Source organism: Pseudoalteromonas sp. BMB (assembly GCF_001709235.1).
Taxonomy (GTDB): domain Bacteria; phylum Pseudomonadota; class Gammaproteobacteria; order Enterobacterales; family Alteromonadaceae; genus Pseudoalteromonas; species Pseudoalteromonas maricaloris.
Genome location: NZ_MBQA01000193.1, coordinates 148,238 through 163,138, shown reverse-complemented (window position 1 = coordinate 163,138; position 14,901 = coordinate 148,238). Strand labels below are relative to the sequence as shown.

Below are 14,901 nucleotides of genomic sequence, written 5' to 3'. Positions count from 1 at the left end.
CTCTCCTTATAGGACGCTTGCCGCGCCTTCAGCTAAGATCCGACGTGCAATAATTACACGCATGATTTCGTTTGTACCTTCAAGGATCTGGTGAACACGTACATCACGTAAATGACGTTCAAGTGGATATTCTTTGATATACCCGTAACCACCATGAATTTGCAGTGCATCATCACACACCTTAGTGCCTACATCAGTGGCAAAACGCTTCGCCATTGCGCAATAAGTGGTCTTTTCTGGGTCGTTGCTATCCAGTTTAAATGCCGCAAGTCGAACCATTTGGCGCGCAGCCACAAGTTCTGTATTCATATCTGCAATTTTAAATTGCAGTGCTTGGAACGCCGCTAATGGTTTACCAAACTGAGAACGCTCTTGCATATACTGCTTGGCGGTATTAAGTGCTTGCTGGGCTGTACCAATCGAGCAAGTTGCAATATTAATACGACCACCATCAAGGCCTTGCATCGCAAATTTGAAGCCTTCGCCTTCTTGGCCTAGTAGATTGGCAGCTGGGATACGGACATTTTCAAGCGTAATTAGGCGCGTAGGTTGAGCGTTCCAACCCATTTTTTCTTCTGCTTTGCCATAAATAACGCCATCAGCATCGGCAGGTACAACAAAGGCTGAAATACCTTTTGGACCAGCTTCACCGGTTCTTGCCATTACCACCAATACGTCTGTTTCACCTGCACCTGAGATAAACATCTTAGAGCCAGACAAAACGTACTCGTCGCCTTCTTTTATTGCTTTTGTTTTCAGCGATGCGGCATCAGAACCAGAACCAGGCTCTGTTAGACAGTAAGAAGCCAATAACTCACCTGTTACTAACTGATCCATATATTTTGCTTTGGTTTCTTCCGTTGCAAAGCTCGCTATCATCCACGTTGCCATGTTATGGATGGTCAACATGGCGGTTGTTGCTGTACAACCCATAGAAAGTTGTTCAAAAATAATACTTGAGTCAAGGCGAGATAAACCCAGACCACCTGCCTCTTCTGGCGTATATAGACCGCAAAAACCAAGCTCACCTGCTTTTTGAATTACGTCTTTTGGAAAAATGTGCTCTTGATCCCATTTTGCAGCATGTGGAGCAAGCTCGCTCATTGCAAATTGGTGCGCCATGTCGGCAAATGCTTGTTGATCTTCGTTTAGGTTAAAGTCCACGCTAGACCTCTCTTGCTGTTCTGACACCCTGAATGTGTGTCGGTAATTCTTATCGTTTTGGTAAAAAATAGCGTGCTCCCCCTGTAGAGCACACTATGCAATATGAGTTATCTCAGATTGATACTCATATTTGGACCACTGACAGCCTCATCGTCAAACCAACGTGAGGTAATTGTTTTGGTTTCTGTATAGAAACGCACGCCTTGCTTACCATAGGTGTGTTGGTCGCCGTAGAATGAATTCTTCCAACCGGTAAATGAGAAGAACGGCAATGGCACAGGAATAGGAATATTAATGCCTACTTGACCCACTTCGATTTCACGCTGGAACTTACGTGCTGCGCCACCGCTTGCAGTGAATAATGAGGTGCCGTTACCGTATGGGTTGTTATTAATAAGCGTAATTGCTTCATCTAAACTATCGACAAAGACACAGCAAAGGACTGGACCAAAGATTTCTTCTTTGTAGATATCCATTTCAGTTGTGACATTTGAAAACAGGGTTGGACCTACCCAATTACCATTTTCATAACCCTCAACTGTAAAATCAGAACCGTCTAGCAAACACGTTGCGCCTTGTTGCTTACCGCTGTCAATCAGCGATAGAATGCGCGCTTTAGCCTGTGGAGTCGTTTGCGGACCATAAGCAGCTTCAGGATCATCCCAAACGCCAGGACGAACCTTCGCCATCGCGTCTTTAAGTTCCTCTACCCACTGTTGTGATTGCCCAACAAACACGGCAACTGAGATCCCCATACAGCGCTGACCACCCGCGCCGACCGAAGAGCCAACCAGATTATTGATCACTTGTTCTTTTTTCGCATCAGGCATGATAACCATGTGGTTTTTCGCACCAACACATGCTTGAACGCGTTTGAGGTTTTGCGTACCTTTACTGTAAATGTACTGACCGACACCACAAGAACCCACGAAAGAAATCGCGCGAATTTCCGGCGCTTCAAGGATTTGGTCAACCTGATCCTTACTACCGTGTACTACCTGTAGTACGCCTTTTGGTGCACCGGCTTCTTCAAACAATTCAACCAAGCGCATTGGCGTTAATGGATCTTGCTCTGATGGCTTAAGTACAAAGGTGTTGCCGCATACAATTGCCATTGGGAACATCCACAGCGGGATCATTGCTGGGAAGTTAAATGGCGTAATACCCGCACAAACGCCTAGCGGTTGGGTATATGAATAGGTGTCGATATTTCGGGCAACGTTTTCTACCGTCTCACCCATCATCATTGAAGGGGCATTGCATGCTTGCTCAACCACTTCAATACCACGCCATACATCACCTTTCGCATCTTCAAAAGTTTTGCCTAGTTCATGGCAAATGATGGTTGCGATTTCTTCTTGATGCTCTTTAAGAAGCGCTGCATAACGCATCATAATTCGCGCACGCTCAGTTACCGGAACATTACGCCACGTTTTAAATGCTTCTTGAGCTGAATGAATTGCAGCTTGTACTTCTTCGTTAGTAGCACAAGGTACTTTTGCTAATACTTCTTGATTAGCCGGATTAACAACGTCTAACCATTTGTCAGACTGAGACTGTGAAAATTCACCGTTGATGTATAAAGGTACTTGGTGCATGAAGCACTCCTCCCCATAAAACGAGTTTATGCGCTGCGTGAATGATTAGAATTATGGAAAACGCAGCGCCCCTTGAACGAAATAAATTGCAGTAACTTACACTTCTACCGCGAGCGCTACAGCTTCACCACCGCCGATACATAGTGACGCTACGCCTTTTGATAAGCCGCGGTTTTTTAGTGCATGGATAAGTGTAACTAAGATGCGTGCACCGCTTGCACCGATTGGGTGACCTAATGCACAAGCACCACCGTTGACGTTGACTTTGTTGCTATCTAACTGCATTTCGTTGATAGCTAACATAGTCACCATGGCAAACGCTTCGTTGATCTCCCAAAGGTCAACATCTGCTGTCGACCAACCTGCTTTTTCAAGCAGCTTATTCATCGCACCGACCGGCGCCACGGTAAATTCAGCGGGAGCTTGTGAGTGAGTTGCATGGGCGACAATCTTACAAAGTGGTGTCAAACCGTGCTTTTTCGCTTCTGATTCACTCATTAAAATCAGCGCTGCTGCACCGTCAGAAATAGACGAAGAGTTGGCAGCAGTGATAGTGCCGTCTTTTTTAAATGCTGGACGAAGTGATGGAATTTTGTCTGGACGCGCGTTACCAGGTTGCTCGTCAGTATTAACCTCAACATCCCCCTTACGTGTACTCATTACATGAGGGGCAATTTCATTGCCAAAGCTGCCATTTTCGATTGCGGCGTTTGCTTTACTTAGTGAGCCAAGTGCAAATTCATCCATGTGCTCGCGGGTAATGCCATATTCATCAGCGGTAGCTTGCGCGAAACAACCCATCGCTTTATTGTCATAAGCATCTTCCAAGCCATCAGCCATCATATGGTCTTTGATTTCGCCATGACCCATGCGCATTCCGCCACGGGCTTTTGGAATAAAGTAAGGTGAGTTAGTCATGCTTTCCATGCCACCAGCGATAGCAGAATTAATGCTACCTGAGCGGATGAGATCATGCGCGAACATCGCCGCTTTTAGACCCGAGCCGCACACCTTGTTAATAGTGGTCGCTCCCGTCGAGCGTGCGAGGCCCGCATGTAGCATTGCTTGACGCGCTGGCGCTTGACCAAGGCCTGCAGGTAAGACACAGCCCATGATCACTTCGTCTATACTCGCATCACCAAGACCTGTTTCATTCATTACTGCTTTAATTGCAGTCGCACCTAAGTCTGTCGCGGTTGCGTCAGATAGGCTTCCCATAAAGCCACCCATTGGTGTACGCTTAGCAGCGACGATGACAACAGCTTCGTTACTCATTGCAAAACTCCTGTTTACAAGCCAATCTTGGGCTTGTTAAAAATTAACTCTGTATTCGAGCATACATAATATTTACGTTTACGCCAACGTAAATCTAAAATCAAGCCAAACGAGATCAGTGAAAGTGTAAAGCTAACTTGCACAAATTTGTTTCCAAGGCTTATTTTCTCTAGCTGTAATGAAGATTTGATGACAATTCGAACGGACAGATTATTCCTTTTATAAGACTAAAGAAGGATCTGCTATTCTTGCTTTACCTTTACGTAAACTTCACTTATATTGGTCTAATCAGTGACGTTGTAAGTGTAAATAAAAATGCAAGAAATTAATGAACCTACCTATTCAATCAGCGAGTTAGCTAAAGAATTTGATATTACTACTCGCAGTATTCGTTTTTACGAAGACCAAGGACTCCTTTCTCCTAGGCGCCAAGGACAAACGCGTATTTACTCAAAACGTGACAAAGTTCGATTAAAACTGATCCTTCGCGGAAAACGTCTTGGTTTTACACTTGCTGAAACTGGCCGACTATTTGAGCTTTACGACGCCGACAAATCGAGCGAAAAGCAACTTAAAACCATGTTGCAACTCATTGAAGAGAAAAAAGCCGACTTAAGCCAACAGATGGACGACATTAAAGTTGTCTTAATGGAACTGGTGACGGCTGAGCGCCGTTGTCGCGACACCCTACACGAGCTCGAAAAATAAACTCTCACAACAGGATGAATACCGATGAGCACAGTATCTTTATATAAAGAATTAAACTTTGGACTAGGCGAAACAGCAGACATGATCCGTGATCATGTGAATAGCTTTGCGACCAGTGAAATTGCCCCACTTGCTGAAAAAACAGATCAAGAAAATGCATTTCCAAACGAAATGTGGCCAAAGTTTGGCGAAATGGGCCTACTTGGGATCACCGTCGCTGAAGAATTTGGCGGCTCAAACATGGGTTATCTTGAACACGTTATCGCAATGGAAGAGATAAGCCGTGCGAGTGCATCAATTGGCTTAAGCTACGGCGCACACTCAAACCTATGTGTAAACCAAATTAACCGTAACGGTAACCAAGCCCAAAAGGAAAAGTATCTACCAAAACTTATCAGCGGTGAACACATCGGTGCACTGGCAATGAGTGAGCCCAATGCTGGCTCTGACGTGGTTTCAATGAAACTGCGTGCTGAAAAGCAAGGTGACAAGTTCATTCTAAACGGTAATAAAATGTGGATCACCAATGGTCCAGATGCCGACGTTTTTGTGATTTACGCAAAAACGGATACCAATGCAGGTCCTCGCGGGATCACGGCCTTTATCGTCGAAAAAAGCTTCCCTGGTTTTTCAACGGCACAAAAGTTAGACAAACTTGGAATGCGTGGTTCAAACACCTGTGAGCTGGTATTCGAAAACTGCGAAGTACCTGCAGAAAACATCCTTGGCGAATACAACGAAGGCGTTAAGGTACTCATGAGTGGCCTAGACTACGAGCGTGTGGTATTGGCAGGCGGCCCGCTTGGCATTATGCAGGCTTGTATGGATGTGGTAGTACCTTATATTCACGAGCGTAAACAATTTAACCAATCCATCGGTGAATTCCAGCTGGTGCAGGGCAAAGTTGCTGACATGTACACGCAAATGAACGCTGCACGCTCATACGTTTATACCGTGGCGAAAGCCTGTGACCGTGGCGAAACAACTCGTAAAGATGCTGCTGGTGCAATTTTATATGCCGCAGAACTTGCAACCAAACTTGCACTTGATGCCATTCAGCTACTAGGTGGAAACGGTTATATCAATGAATATCCTACAGGTCGACTACTTCGCGATGCCAAGCTGTATGAAATTGGCGCTGGTACGTCTGAGATCCGCCGTATGCTTATCGGACGTGAGCTATTCAACGAAAGTCGCTAGGAGTGCTACATGACGGTACTAAATTCTGCGGTTAATCCGCATGATCCTCAATTCAAGGCAAACAGCGATGCGATGGCATCGCTGGTAGCTGATCTTAAAGATAAAGTCGCTACACTGAGCCAAGGCGGTGGTGAAGCGCTTATTGCCCGTCACCAAAGTCGCGGTAAATTATTTGTACGTGACCGAATTGAAACCTTGCTTGACGAGGGCTCTCCATTTTTAGAAATTGGCCAATTCGCCGCGTTTGGCGTTTACGAGCAAGATATTCCTTGTGCTGGTGTGGTCGCCGGGATCGGACGCGTTAAAGGTGTTGAATGCATGATTGTGGCAAATGATGCGACTGTAAAAGGGGGAACCTATTTCCCTATTACCGTAAAAAAACACCTAAGAGCGCAAGAAATTGCGGAGCGCTGCCATCTTCCTTGTATTTATTTAGTGGATTCTGGCGGTGCGAACCTGCCCGAGCAAGATGAAGTATTTCCAGACAAACTACATTTTGGTCGAATTTTCTACAACCAAGCCCGTATGTCTGCAAAGGGGATCCCACAAATCGCAGTGGTTATGGGGTTATGCACCGCCGGTGGCGCATATGTACCAGCGATGGCCGATGAAAGTATTATCGTCAAAGAACAAGGCACCATTTTCTTGGCAGGGCCACCTCTTGTTAAAGCGGCCACGGGTGAAGAAGTGAGTGCAGAAGACTTAGGCGGCGCAGATGTTCACTGTAAAGTCTCTGGTGTAGCCGATCACTATGCAGAAAATGACGAGCATGCGCTTTCTATCGCAAGACAGTGCGTGTCACGCCTTAATCATCAGCGCCCCACTCGCCCGTTCCTGCAAGATGCCAAACCACCACGTTATGACATCAGTGAGGTGTATGGCATTGTCGGTACGGATCTGAAAAAACCGTTCGATGTACGCGAAGTCATTGCCCGTATCGTGGACGATTCTCAGTTTGATGAATTTAAACGCTACTTCGGCGAAACACTCGTGACTGGTTTTGCTGAAATTTATGGTCACCCTGTGGGGATCGTAGCAAACAACGGTATTCTCTTTTCTGAATCCGCACAAAAAGGCGCACACTTTATTCAGCTCTGTGCACAGCGCAATATTCCGCTGCTATTTTTGCAGAATATTACTGGATTTATGGTTGGCCAAAAATACGAAGCGGAAGGTATCGCTAAGCACGGTGCAAAAATGGTAACAGCCGTTTCCTGTGCTGATGTGCCTAAGTTTACAGTATTGATTGGCGGCTCATATGGTGCTGGTAACTATGGCATGTGTGGTAGAGCGTACGAGCCAACCATGATGTGGATGTGGCCAAACGCACGGATCTCCGTAATGGGTGGTGAACAAGCTGCAGGCGTATTAACACAGGTTAAACAAGATGGTTTAGCGCGTAAAGGCCTTAGCATGAGCGATGCCGAAGTGAGCGAATTTAAAAAGCCAATTATCGAGCAGTACGAAAAGCAAGGACACCCATACTATGCTAGCGCAAGGCTTTGGGACGATGGCGTTATCGACCCTGCGGATACGCGCACAGTACTTGGTCTTGCCTTGGAAGCTGCGAGTAACGCACCGCAAAAAGAATCTAAATTTGGCGTCTTCAGAATGTAAGGAGCACTTATGCCTGTCACTTTAAATATAACAAAAAGCAAAGTGGCGATTTTAGAGCTAAGTCGCCCAGAAAAACATAATGCCTTCAATGCGGAGGTGATTGCCGAACTCATTAAGAATATCGAATATGCCAGCGGCCTCGATGTCAGAGCGCTGGTATTAAAAACCGAAGGTAAACACTTTTCAGCGGGGGCTGATCTGGCGTGGATGAAATCCATGGCAGACAACGACTATAACGAAAACGTCGCTGATTCTTTAGAGCTTGCTAAATTAATGCAAGTGCTGGCCACTTGCCCTCACCCAACGCTGTGTTTGGTGCAAGGTGCTGCGTTTGGCGGTGCACTTGGGTTAATCGCCTGTTGTGATATCGCCATTGCAGAGCACAACTCCAAATTTTGTTTAAGTGAAGTCAAGCTTGGTCTTATTCCGGCTGTGATTAGTCCTTATGTCATTAAAGCCATTGGGGAGCGCCAAGCGCGACGCTATTTTTTAACAGCCGAAGTATTTGATGGTGAAAAGGCGCTAGAAATGGGTTTAATTCAAGAATTGAGCGATGATTTAGCAAAAAGCGAAGCGGATTTTCTCGATACCTTGCTTAACAATGGCCCTGCTGCTGTGAAAAGTGCCAAAGCACTGATCAGCGAAGTTGCTGGTAAAGAGATAAATGAAGCGTTGATCGCCCATACCGCAAAGCGTATCGCTGAAATTAGAGTAAGTGACGAAGGCCAAGAAGGGCTTAGCGCCTTTTTCGATAAACGAGCACCACGCTGGCAAACCGCCGCAAGCGAATAGGAGTCAACATGCTAACTAAAATTCTAGTCGCGAACCGTGGTGAAATTGCCTGCCGCGTGATGCGCACCGCAAAGAAATTGGGCCTAACCACAGTGGCAGTTTATTCTGATGCAGATGCCAATGCGATGCATGTGAAAACAGCTGACGAAGCCTATCATATCGGTCCGGCACCATCTAAAGAGTCTTATTTGGTTGCAGATCGAATTCTTGAAGTCGCCAAAGCGGCGGGCGTCGATTGTATCCACCCGGGTTATGGTTTTTTATCTGAAAATGAAGTATTTGCCAAAGCGTGTGAAGCAGCAAACATTGCGTTTATTGGTCCGTTGGCAAGCTCTATTGAAGCGATGGGTTCTAAGACCCGTGCCAAGGAAATCATGCATGACGCTAATGTGCCTTTGGTCCCAGGGTATTATGGCGACAAACAAGAAGATGATTTCTTACAGGCAGAAGCTGAAAAAATCGGCTTTCCGGTACTTATCAAAGCCGCTTACGGCGGTGGTGGTAAAGGGATGCGCGTGGTACGAGAAAGCAGCGAGTTTTTATCGGCACTACATGGCGCTAAACGTGAAGCAGCAGCGAGTTTTGGCAATGACTTAGTGCTGCTTGAGCGTTTTGTTGATAAGCCTCGTCACGTTGAAGTACAAGTTTTTGCCGATAGTCACGGTAACTGTGTTTACCTCGGTGATAGAGACTGTTCACTACAGCGTCGTCACCAAAAAGTGATTGAAGAAGCGCCCGCCCCAGGTTTGAGTGATGCGATGCGCAAAGCTATGGGTGAAGCGGCAGTACGCTGTGCGCAAGCGATTAACTATCGCGGCGCAGGTACAGTAGAGTTCTTATTATGTGGCGATGAGTTCTTCTTTATGGAAATGAATACTCGCCTGCAAGTAGAGCACCCAGTGACAGAAATGGTAACTGACCTCGATTTAGTCGAGTGGCAACTGATGGTTGCTGCGGGTGAACAGTTACCGCTGACTCAGGAGCAGGTTTCGTTATCTGGTCATAGTTTTGAAGCGCGCATTTACGCAGAAGACCCTGAAGAAAACTTTATGCCGTTTTCTGGTGTACTTTCACACCTTAGCTTTCCTGAAGCCAAAGATGGCGTAAGAATTGACACAGGCGTACAGCAAGGTGATGAGATCAGTCCATTTTACGATCCTATGATCGCCAAGCTTATTGTTCATGGCAAAAATCGTGAACAAGCCTTATTAAAGTTAAAATCCAGTTTAGAACAAGTGCACTTGTGTGGCTTGAAATCCAACATTGCATTTTTGCATCACTTAGCAGGCCACCCTACTTTCACAGCTGGTGCGCCTGATACCCACTTTATCGACACACAAACTGACGTATTAACTCAATCGAATACGCCGCTGGATAAAATGGTGTTATTAGCAAGTGCGGCCTACCTTAGCCACCAACAACCATGTAAAAACACAGTGTGGGGAAACTTAGGCTTTAGGCTTAACCAAACCGCGAAGGTGGATTTACCATTTGCAGAGCACGTCGCCTCGGCTTATCAATCTCAAGGTGGTTGGAAGGTTTCGTTTAACGAGCAAATCCACCAAGTTGAATGTGAATTAAATGGACACCAGTTAACAGCGGTAATTGATGGTGCACGATTACACGCCAGTGCCATTGTTACCGAAGCCGCGATCACGATTATGTATGGTCCGTATCAACATACCGTTGAACTTAAGTCAAAGCATTACATTAGCGATCATGAGCACGAAGCCGCACCGCTGGCTGCGCCATTGAACGGCACCGTGGTTAAGCATTTGTTAGCCGTCGGTACTCAAGTCAATAAAGGCGATGCCGTGGTGATAATCGAAGCTATGAAGATGGAATATACGCTCAATGCACCATTTGATGGCACGCTCACTTCATACTGCTTTGCAGAAGGCGAGCTCGTCAGTCATGGCGATATGCTGGCGATTGTTGAGGAGCAAGACTAATGTCTCAGTATCCGGCTAAGGTCAAAATTGTAGAAGTCGGCGCACGTGACGGCTTACAAAATGAGCTCAGTGTTGCCACAGAAGCTAAAATCTCGCTGGTTAACGCATTAAAAGACGCAGGTCTCAAGCACATAGAAGCAGGCGCGTTTGTATCCCCCAAATGGGTGCCACAAATGGCCGATTCCGCAGCGGTTATTCAAGGCTTTGAGCGTAGTGAAGGCGTTGAAATAAGCGCCCTAACGCCAAACCTTAAAGGCGCAGAACTTGCGCTAGAAAATCAAGTCGACGAATTTGCCATTTTTACTGCCGCCAGTGAGGCATTTACGCAAAAAAACATCAACTGCACGATTGAACAAAGTATTGAACGCTTTCGTCCCGTTGTTGAACTTGCACAAAAAAACAACATAAAAGTAAGAGGTTATGTTAGCTGCGTGGTTGGTTGCCCATATCAAGGTGAAGTACAACCAGAGCAAGTTTTAGCGGTATGTAAACAATTGTTGTCACTTGGTTGTTATGAAATCAGCCTAGGCGACACCATAGGTGTTGGTACACCTAAAAAAGTCCAGCAACTGCTCACATTGTTACTGCAACATATCCCTGCTGACAAGCTTGCGGTGCATTTCCATGATACCTACGGACAAGCATTAACGAATATTCACACGGCCCTGCAAATGGGGATCGCAACTGTCGATAGCGCCGTTGCAGGTCTCGGTGGTTGCCCTTACGCCAAAGGCGCGTCAGGAAATGTTGCCACTGAGGATGTAGTTTACTTACTGCAAGGGCTTGGCATTGAGTGTGGAATTGATTTAGAAAGGCTAGCAAAAGCAGGATGGACAATTTGTGATGCGCTAGGCAAGACACCAAGCAGTAAAGTGTCGTTAGCACTCAAACAAACTTGTCAATCTTAAAACAATAACATTATTAGGAGTGGGCTTATGGCCGGTTTCGATAAAGTCGTATCAAGCTACAGCGAAGCGATGGCGGGTCTTAAAGACGGCGATACCATCATCGCAGGTGGCTTTGGTTTGTGTGGTATTCCAGAAGGCTTAATTGCAGAAATTAAGCACCTGCAAACAAAAGAACTTACCGTGGTTTCAAACAACTGTGGGGTCGACGACTTTGGTTTAGGTATTTTGCTCAAAGATCGTCAAATTAAGAAGATCATCGCCTCTTACGTTGGTGAAAATGCGCTGTTTGAACAACAACTTCTCGATGGCATTATTGACGTTGAATTAACACCACAAGGTACGCTTGCAGAGAAGATGCGCGCTGGTGGCGCTGGGATCCCAGCTTTTTACACGGCAACAGGGTACGGTACTCCCGTTGCTGAAGGTAAAGAAGTAAAAGAATTTGATGGCCGACCATATATTTTGGAAGAATCAATTACTGGTGAATTTGCCATTGTTAAGGCTTGGAAAGCAGATCGCTATGGCAACTTGGTGTTCCGCCACACAGCAATGAACTTTAACCCAATGGCAGCGACAGCCGGAAAAATCACCGTCGCGGAAGTTGAAGAAATTGTGGAACCGGGTGAGCTTGAGCCGAGTCAAATCCACACCCCAGGTATTTATGTCAATCGCGTGATCAAAGGTGACTTTGAAAAACGTATTGAACGTGTCACAACGCGCAAATAGGAGGCAATCATGGGTTTAAATCGTGAACAAATTGCGATGCGCGTGGCGCAAGAGCTTGAAGACGGTTACTACGTTAACTTAGGCATAGGTATTCCAACCTTAGTGGCTAACTACGTGCCAAAAGGCATCGAAGTGATGCTGCAATCGGAAAATGGCTTGTTAGGTATGGGTCCCTACCCAACCGAAGACCAAGTTGATGCCGATATGATCAACGCGGGTAAAGAAACCGTGACAGCAGCGACAGGTGCAGCAATTTTTAATAGTGCGGAAAGCTTTGCCATGATCCGTGGTGGTCATGTAGACTTGACGGTACTAGGTGCATTTGAAGTTGATCAACAAGGCAATATCGCGTCTTGGATGATCCCGAAAAAATTAATCAAAGGCATGGGTGGTGCAATGGACTTGGTTGCTGGTGCACGCAACATCATAGTGACCATGACCCATGCTAGCAAACACGGCGATTCTAAATTGCTTGAATCATGCACATTGCCGCTAACCGGCGTAAATTGTGTAAAGAAAATCGTAACAGATTTAGCTGTGTTAGAAGTAAAAGACGGCGCATTCCATTTGCTAGAACGCGCACCGGGTGTTAGTGTTGATGAAATAATCAGCAAAACTGCAGGCAAGCTTATCGTCGATGGTGAGATCCCTGAAATGCAGTTTGAGGCGTCGTAAGACACACCCTAACTTACAAATGTACCGACCTCATTCCCAGTGCCAAAGGCGCTGAGTTACCCAAAACCCCTCGCAAGAGGGGTTTTTTTTCACATGCCATCGAAGGAAAACTCTTTACTCTACACCACTCTCCATGTCTAGTTGATGAATGTGATGATTTTTAAATAAAAAATTCAGTAGCCATTTACTTTTCAATCTCACCCCCTAAACTAGTAGAGATAGTTTTGGTTGGCATTGAATATTCACCTGCCAGTACAGCTTAAAACTAAAGAGTTGCTGCTTTGAAGCATCGACTGAATATCAAGTTGACACAATATATTGATACCATAGCTTAGTAGCATAACGGTTCGGTTGGTTTATCTTAATTACAAGTATTGAGGCAGTATACTGTCGCTGTAACTAACATAAACCCATCATATATTTAGATAGTCATTCGGCTGATATGGTTGAAACGCATAAAACGAATGAATACGCTAAATAATCTAAACTAGACTAAGTAGTTTTTGTGGCTTATGGCTAGCATTTTTTATGGCTGATAAAGTCATTCTAAGCCGCTAATGATTAGCATTAATAGCCAGATTACATTTTGCTTTGTTGCATAGTTAGTTTATGTCGAATTGTTATCAACCATTGTCTAGCGATTAATTCAGTATATCAGCTTGGTGTCGTATCACGATGAGAACAACAAGAGGATATCATGGGCAATCACCACGATAAGTACAGCATCGATAATACAGACTACACCGTTGGACAAGACAATGTTCAAAAGTGGGGGTTTGACGTACATAACCCTGTATTTGGTGTAAGTGCAGGATTAATACTGGCGTTTTTAGTCGCCGTATTATTAGTTGATGCAAACACAGCTAAAACCACTTTAGACGGCATAAAGTGGGATATCATAGGTAACTTTGATGCCCTATTTATGTGGTCTGGTAATTTCTTTGTGCTATTTTGTTTGGTGCTCGTTTTATCGCCTTACGGTAAAATTCGTTTAGGTGGTGAAAACGCCAAACCAAGCTACACTCGGGCGTCTTGGCTGGCGATGCTATTTGCAGCAGGTATGGGTATTGGTCTGATGTTTTGGGGTGTAGCGGAGCCTGTCGCCTACTACACAGGCTGGTACAAAACACCGTTAAATGTTGCAGCAAACACTCCTGAGGCAGCAGAACTTGCGATGGGCGCGACCATGTACCATTGGGGTTTGCATCCTTGGGCCATTTACGCCGTCGTCGCGCTTTCTTTAGCATTCTTTGCCTACAATAAAGGCTTACCACTGTCGATCCGCTCAATCTTTTATCCTATTTTAGGGGACAGAGCTTGGGGTTGGCCAGGCCATATCATCGATATTCTCGCCGTTCTTGCTACCTTGTTTGGCCTCGCGACATCACTCGGTCTGGGCGCACAGCAAGCCGGTGCTGGGATCCAACATGTATTTGGCATAGAAGCAGGTCTCGGTCTAGAAATTGCCGTGATTGTGGGTGTTACTGCCCTTGCGATTATTTCGGTTGTTCGCGGTATTGATGGCGGTGTAAAGCTACTTAGTAACGTTAATATGTTAATTGCATTTGTGTTACTAGTATTCGTTGGTATTGCAGGTTTTGCGATTGCCATGGGTAATATTCCGACGACTTTAATGGCCTACGTTGAAAATATCATTCCACTGAGTAATCCGCATGGTCGTGAAGATGAAGCATGGTTCCAAGGTTGGACCGTATTTTATTGGGCATGGTGGATTTCTTGGTCACCGTTTGTCGGTATGTTTATCGCACGCGTTTCTGAGGGTCGCACCATCCGCGAGTTTATTACCGCAGTATTATTAATCCCGACATTGGTAACCGTGATCTGGATGTCAATCTACGGTGGCCTTGCTATCGATCAGGTAAAAAATGGCATTGGCGCTTTAGGTACTGATGGCTTGACTGAAGTACCACTTGCGATGTTCCAAATGTTTGAAAACCTACCTATGAGCGATTTACTCTCGTTCACGGCGATTGTACTTGTACTGGTTTTCTTCATTACCTCGTCGGACTCAGGTTCTTTGGTTATCGATAGTATTACCGCTGGAGGTAAAATAGATGCCCCAGTACCGCAACGTATATTCTGGGCAAGTATTGAGGGTGCAATTGCGGCAGCGCTACTTTGGATCGGCGGTAAAGAAGCAATCGAAGCACTACAAGCGGGTGCTATTTCAACAGGTTTACCGTTTACTTTTGTACTACTACTGATGTGTGTAAGTTTAATCCTCGGGCTTCGAACTGAGCCTAAAAGTTAATCAACTTAACTTAT

The 14,901-nt window shown here is 45.5% G+C and carries 12 protein-coding genes; 9 read left to right on the top strand and 3 right to left on the bottom strand.

Annotated features, from left to right (window positions below; genetic code table 11):
- Nucleotides 1-6: 6 nt before the first annotated feature.
- The 3 genes from BB427_RS18655 to BB427_RS18645 form a co-directional block, all read right to left on the bottom strand.
- The gene (locus BB427_RS18655) at nt 7-1,164 is read right to left on the bottom strand and encodes an acyl-CoA dehydrogenase family protein (RefSeq protein ID WP_010604935.1); all 1,158 of its coding nucleotides are present in this window, start codon (nt 1,162-1,164) and stop codon (nt 7-9) included.
- Between the two features lie 107 nt (nt 1,165-1,271).
- Entirely contained in the window at nt 1,272-2,762 is a 1,491-nt protein-coding gene (locus BB427_RS18650) for a CoA-acylating methylmalonate-semialdehyde dehydrogenase (protein WP_010378628.1), read from the bottom strand.
- Nucleotides 2,763-2,858: 96 nt separating this feature from the next.
- The gene (locus BB427_RS18645; protein WP_069022459.1) at nt 2,859-4,037 is read right to left on the bottom strand and encodes a thiolase family protein; all 1,179 of its coding nucleotides are present in this window, start codon (nt 4,035-4,037) and stop codon (nt 2,859-2,861) included.
- Nucleotides 4,038-4,352: 315 nt separating this feature from the next.
- Here BB427_RS18645 and BB427_RS18640 point away from each other — a divergent pair, with 315 nt between their 5' ends.
- The 9 genes from BB427_RS18640 to BB427_RS18600 all read left to right on the top strand — a co-directional run bounded on the left by BB427_RS18640 (nt 4,353) and on the right by BB427_RS18600 (nt 14,887).
- On the top strand, nt 4,353-4,745 hold the full coding sequence (locus BB427_RS18640; protein ID WP_010378624.1) for a MerR family transcriptional regulator: 393 nt from the start codon (nt 4,353-4,355) through the stop codon (nt 4,743-4,745).
- 24 nt (nt 4,746-4,769) lie between these two features.
- The gene (locus BB427_RS18635; protein ID WP_010378622.1) at nt 4,770-5,945 is read left to right on the top strand and encodes an isovaleryl-CoA dehydrogenase; all 1,176 of its coding nucleotides are present in this window, start codon (nt 4,770-4,772) and stop codon (nt 5,943-5,945) included.
- Nucleotides 5,946-5,954: 9 nt separating this feature from the next.
- A complete protein-coding gene (locus BB427_RS18630) occupies nt 5,955-7,562 on the top strand; it encodes a carboxyl transferase domain-containing protein (protein WP_069022457.1) in 1,608 nt (535 codons plus the stop codon).
- A gap of 9 nt (nt 7,563-7,571) precedes the next feature.
- Complete coding sequence (locus BB427_RS18625; protein ID WP_069022455.1) at nt 7,572-8,354, top strand: enoyl-CoA hydratase-related protein; 783 nt, start codon at nt 7,572-7,574, stop codon at nt 8,352-8,354.
- An 8-nt stretch (nt 8,355-8,362) separates the two neighbouring features.
- Nucleotides 8,363-10,306 carry an acetyl-CoA carboxylase biotin carboxylase subunit gene (locus BB427_RS18620; RefSeq protein ID WP_069022453.1) on the top strand — a complete coding sequence of 648 codons (1,944 nt, stop codon included), beginning with the start codon at nt 8,363-8,365 and terminating at the stop codon, nt 10,304-10,306.
- Nucleotides 10,306-11,214 carry a hydroxymethylglutaryl-CoA lyase gene (locus tag BB427_RS18615; protein WP_069022451.1) on the top strand — a complete coding sequence of 303 codons (909 nt, stop codon included), beginning with the start codon at nt 10,306-10,308 and terminating at the stop codon, nt 11,212-11,214. Before BB427_RS18620 ends, BB427_RS18615 begins: the two co-directional genes overlap by 1 nt.
- Before the next feature lie 27 nt (nt 11,215-11,241).
- Entirely contained in the window at nt 11,242-11,940 is a 699-nt protein-coding gene (locus tag BB427_RS18610) for a CoA transferase subunit A (RefSeq protein ID WP_069022449.1), read from the top strand.
- A gap of 9 nt (nt 11,941-11,949) precedes the next feature.
- Entirely contained in the window at nt 11,950-12,615 is a 666-nt protein-coding gene (locus tag BB427_RS18605) for a CoA transferase subunit B (RefSeq protein WP_010378611.1), read from the top strand.
- Between the two features lie 697 nt (nt 12,616-13,312).
- Complete coding sequence (locus BB427_RS18600; protein ID WP_017219496.1) at nt 13,313-14,887, top strand: BCCT family transporter; 1,575 nt, start codon at nt 13,313-13,315, stop codon at nt 14,885-14,887.
- Nucleotides 14,888-14,901: the final 14 nt, after the last annotated feature.

Bases quoted from the DNA above. Each gene is read 5' to 3' on its own strand.
- BB427_RS18650 (WP_010378628.1), bottom strand. From the start codon at position 2,762: ATGCACCAAGTACCTTTATACATCAACGGTGAATTTTCACAGTCTCAG.
- BB427_RS18645 (WP_069022459.1), bottom strand. From the start codon at position 4,037: ATGAGTAACGAAGCTGTTGTCATCGTCGCTGCTAAGCGTACACCAATG.
- BB427_RS18640 (WP_010378624.1), top strand. From the start codon at position 4,353: ATGCAAGAAATTAATGAACCTACCTATTCAATCAGCGAGTTAGCTAAA.
- BB427_RS18635 (WP_010378622.1), top strand. From the start codon at position 4,770: ATGAGCACAGTATCTTTATATAAAGAATTAAACTTTGGACTAGGCGAA.
- BB427_RS18630 (WP_069022457.1), top strand. From the start codon at position 5,955: ATGACGGTACTAAATTCTGCGGTTAATCCGCATGATCCTCAATTCAAG.
- BB427_RS18625 (WP_069022455.1), top strand. From the start codon at position 7,572: ATGCCTGTCACTTTAAATATAACAAAAAGCAAAGTGGCGATTTTAGAG.
- BB427_RS18620 (WP_069022453.1), top strand. From the start codon at position 8,363: ATGCTAACTAAAATTCTAGTCGCGAACCGTGGTGAAATTGCCTGCCGC.
- BB427_RS18615 (WP_069022451.1), top strand. From the start codon at position 10,306: ATGTCTCAGTATCCGGCTAAGGTCAAAATTGTAGAAGTCGGCGCACGT.
- BB427_RS18610 (WP_069022449.1), top strand. From the start codon at position 11,242: ATGGCCGGTTTCGATAAAGTCGTATCAAGCTACAGCGAAGCGATGGCG.
- BB427_RS18605 (WP_010378611.1), top strand. From the start codon at position 11,950: ATGGGTTTAAATCGTGAACAAATTGCGATGCGCGTGGCGCAAGAGCTT.
- BB427_RS18600 (WP_017219496.1), top strand. From the start codon at position 13,313: ATGGGCAATCACCACGATAAGTACAGCATCGATAATACAGACTACACC.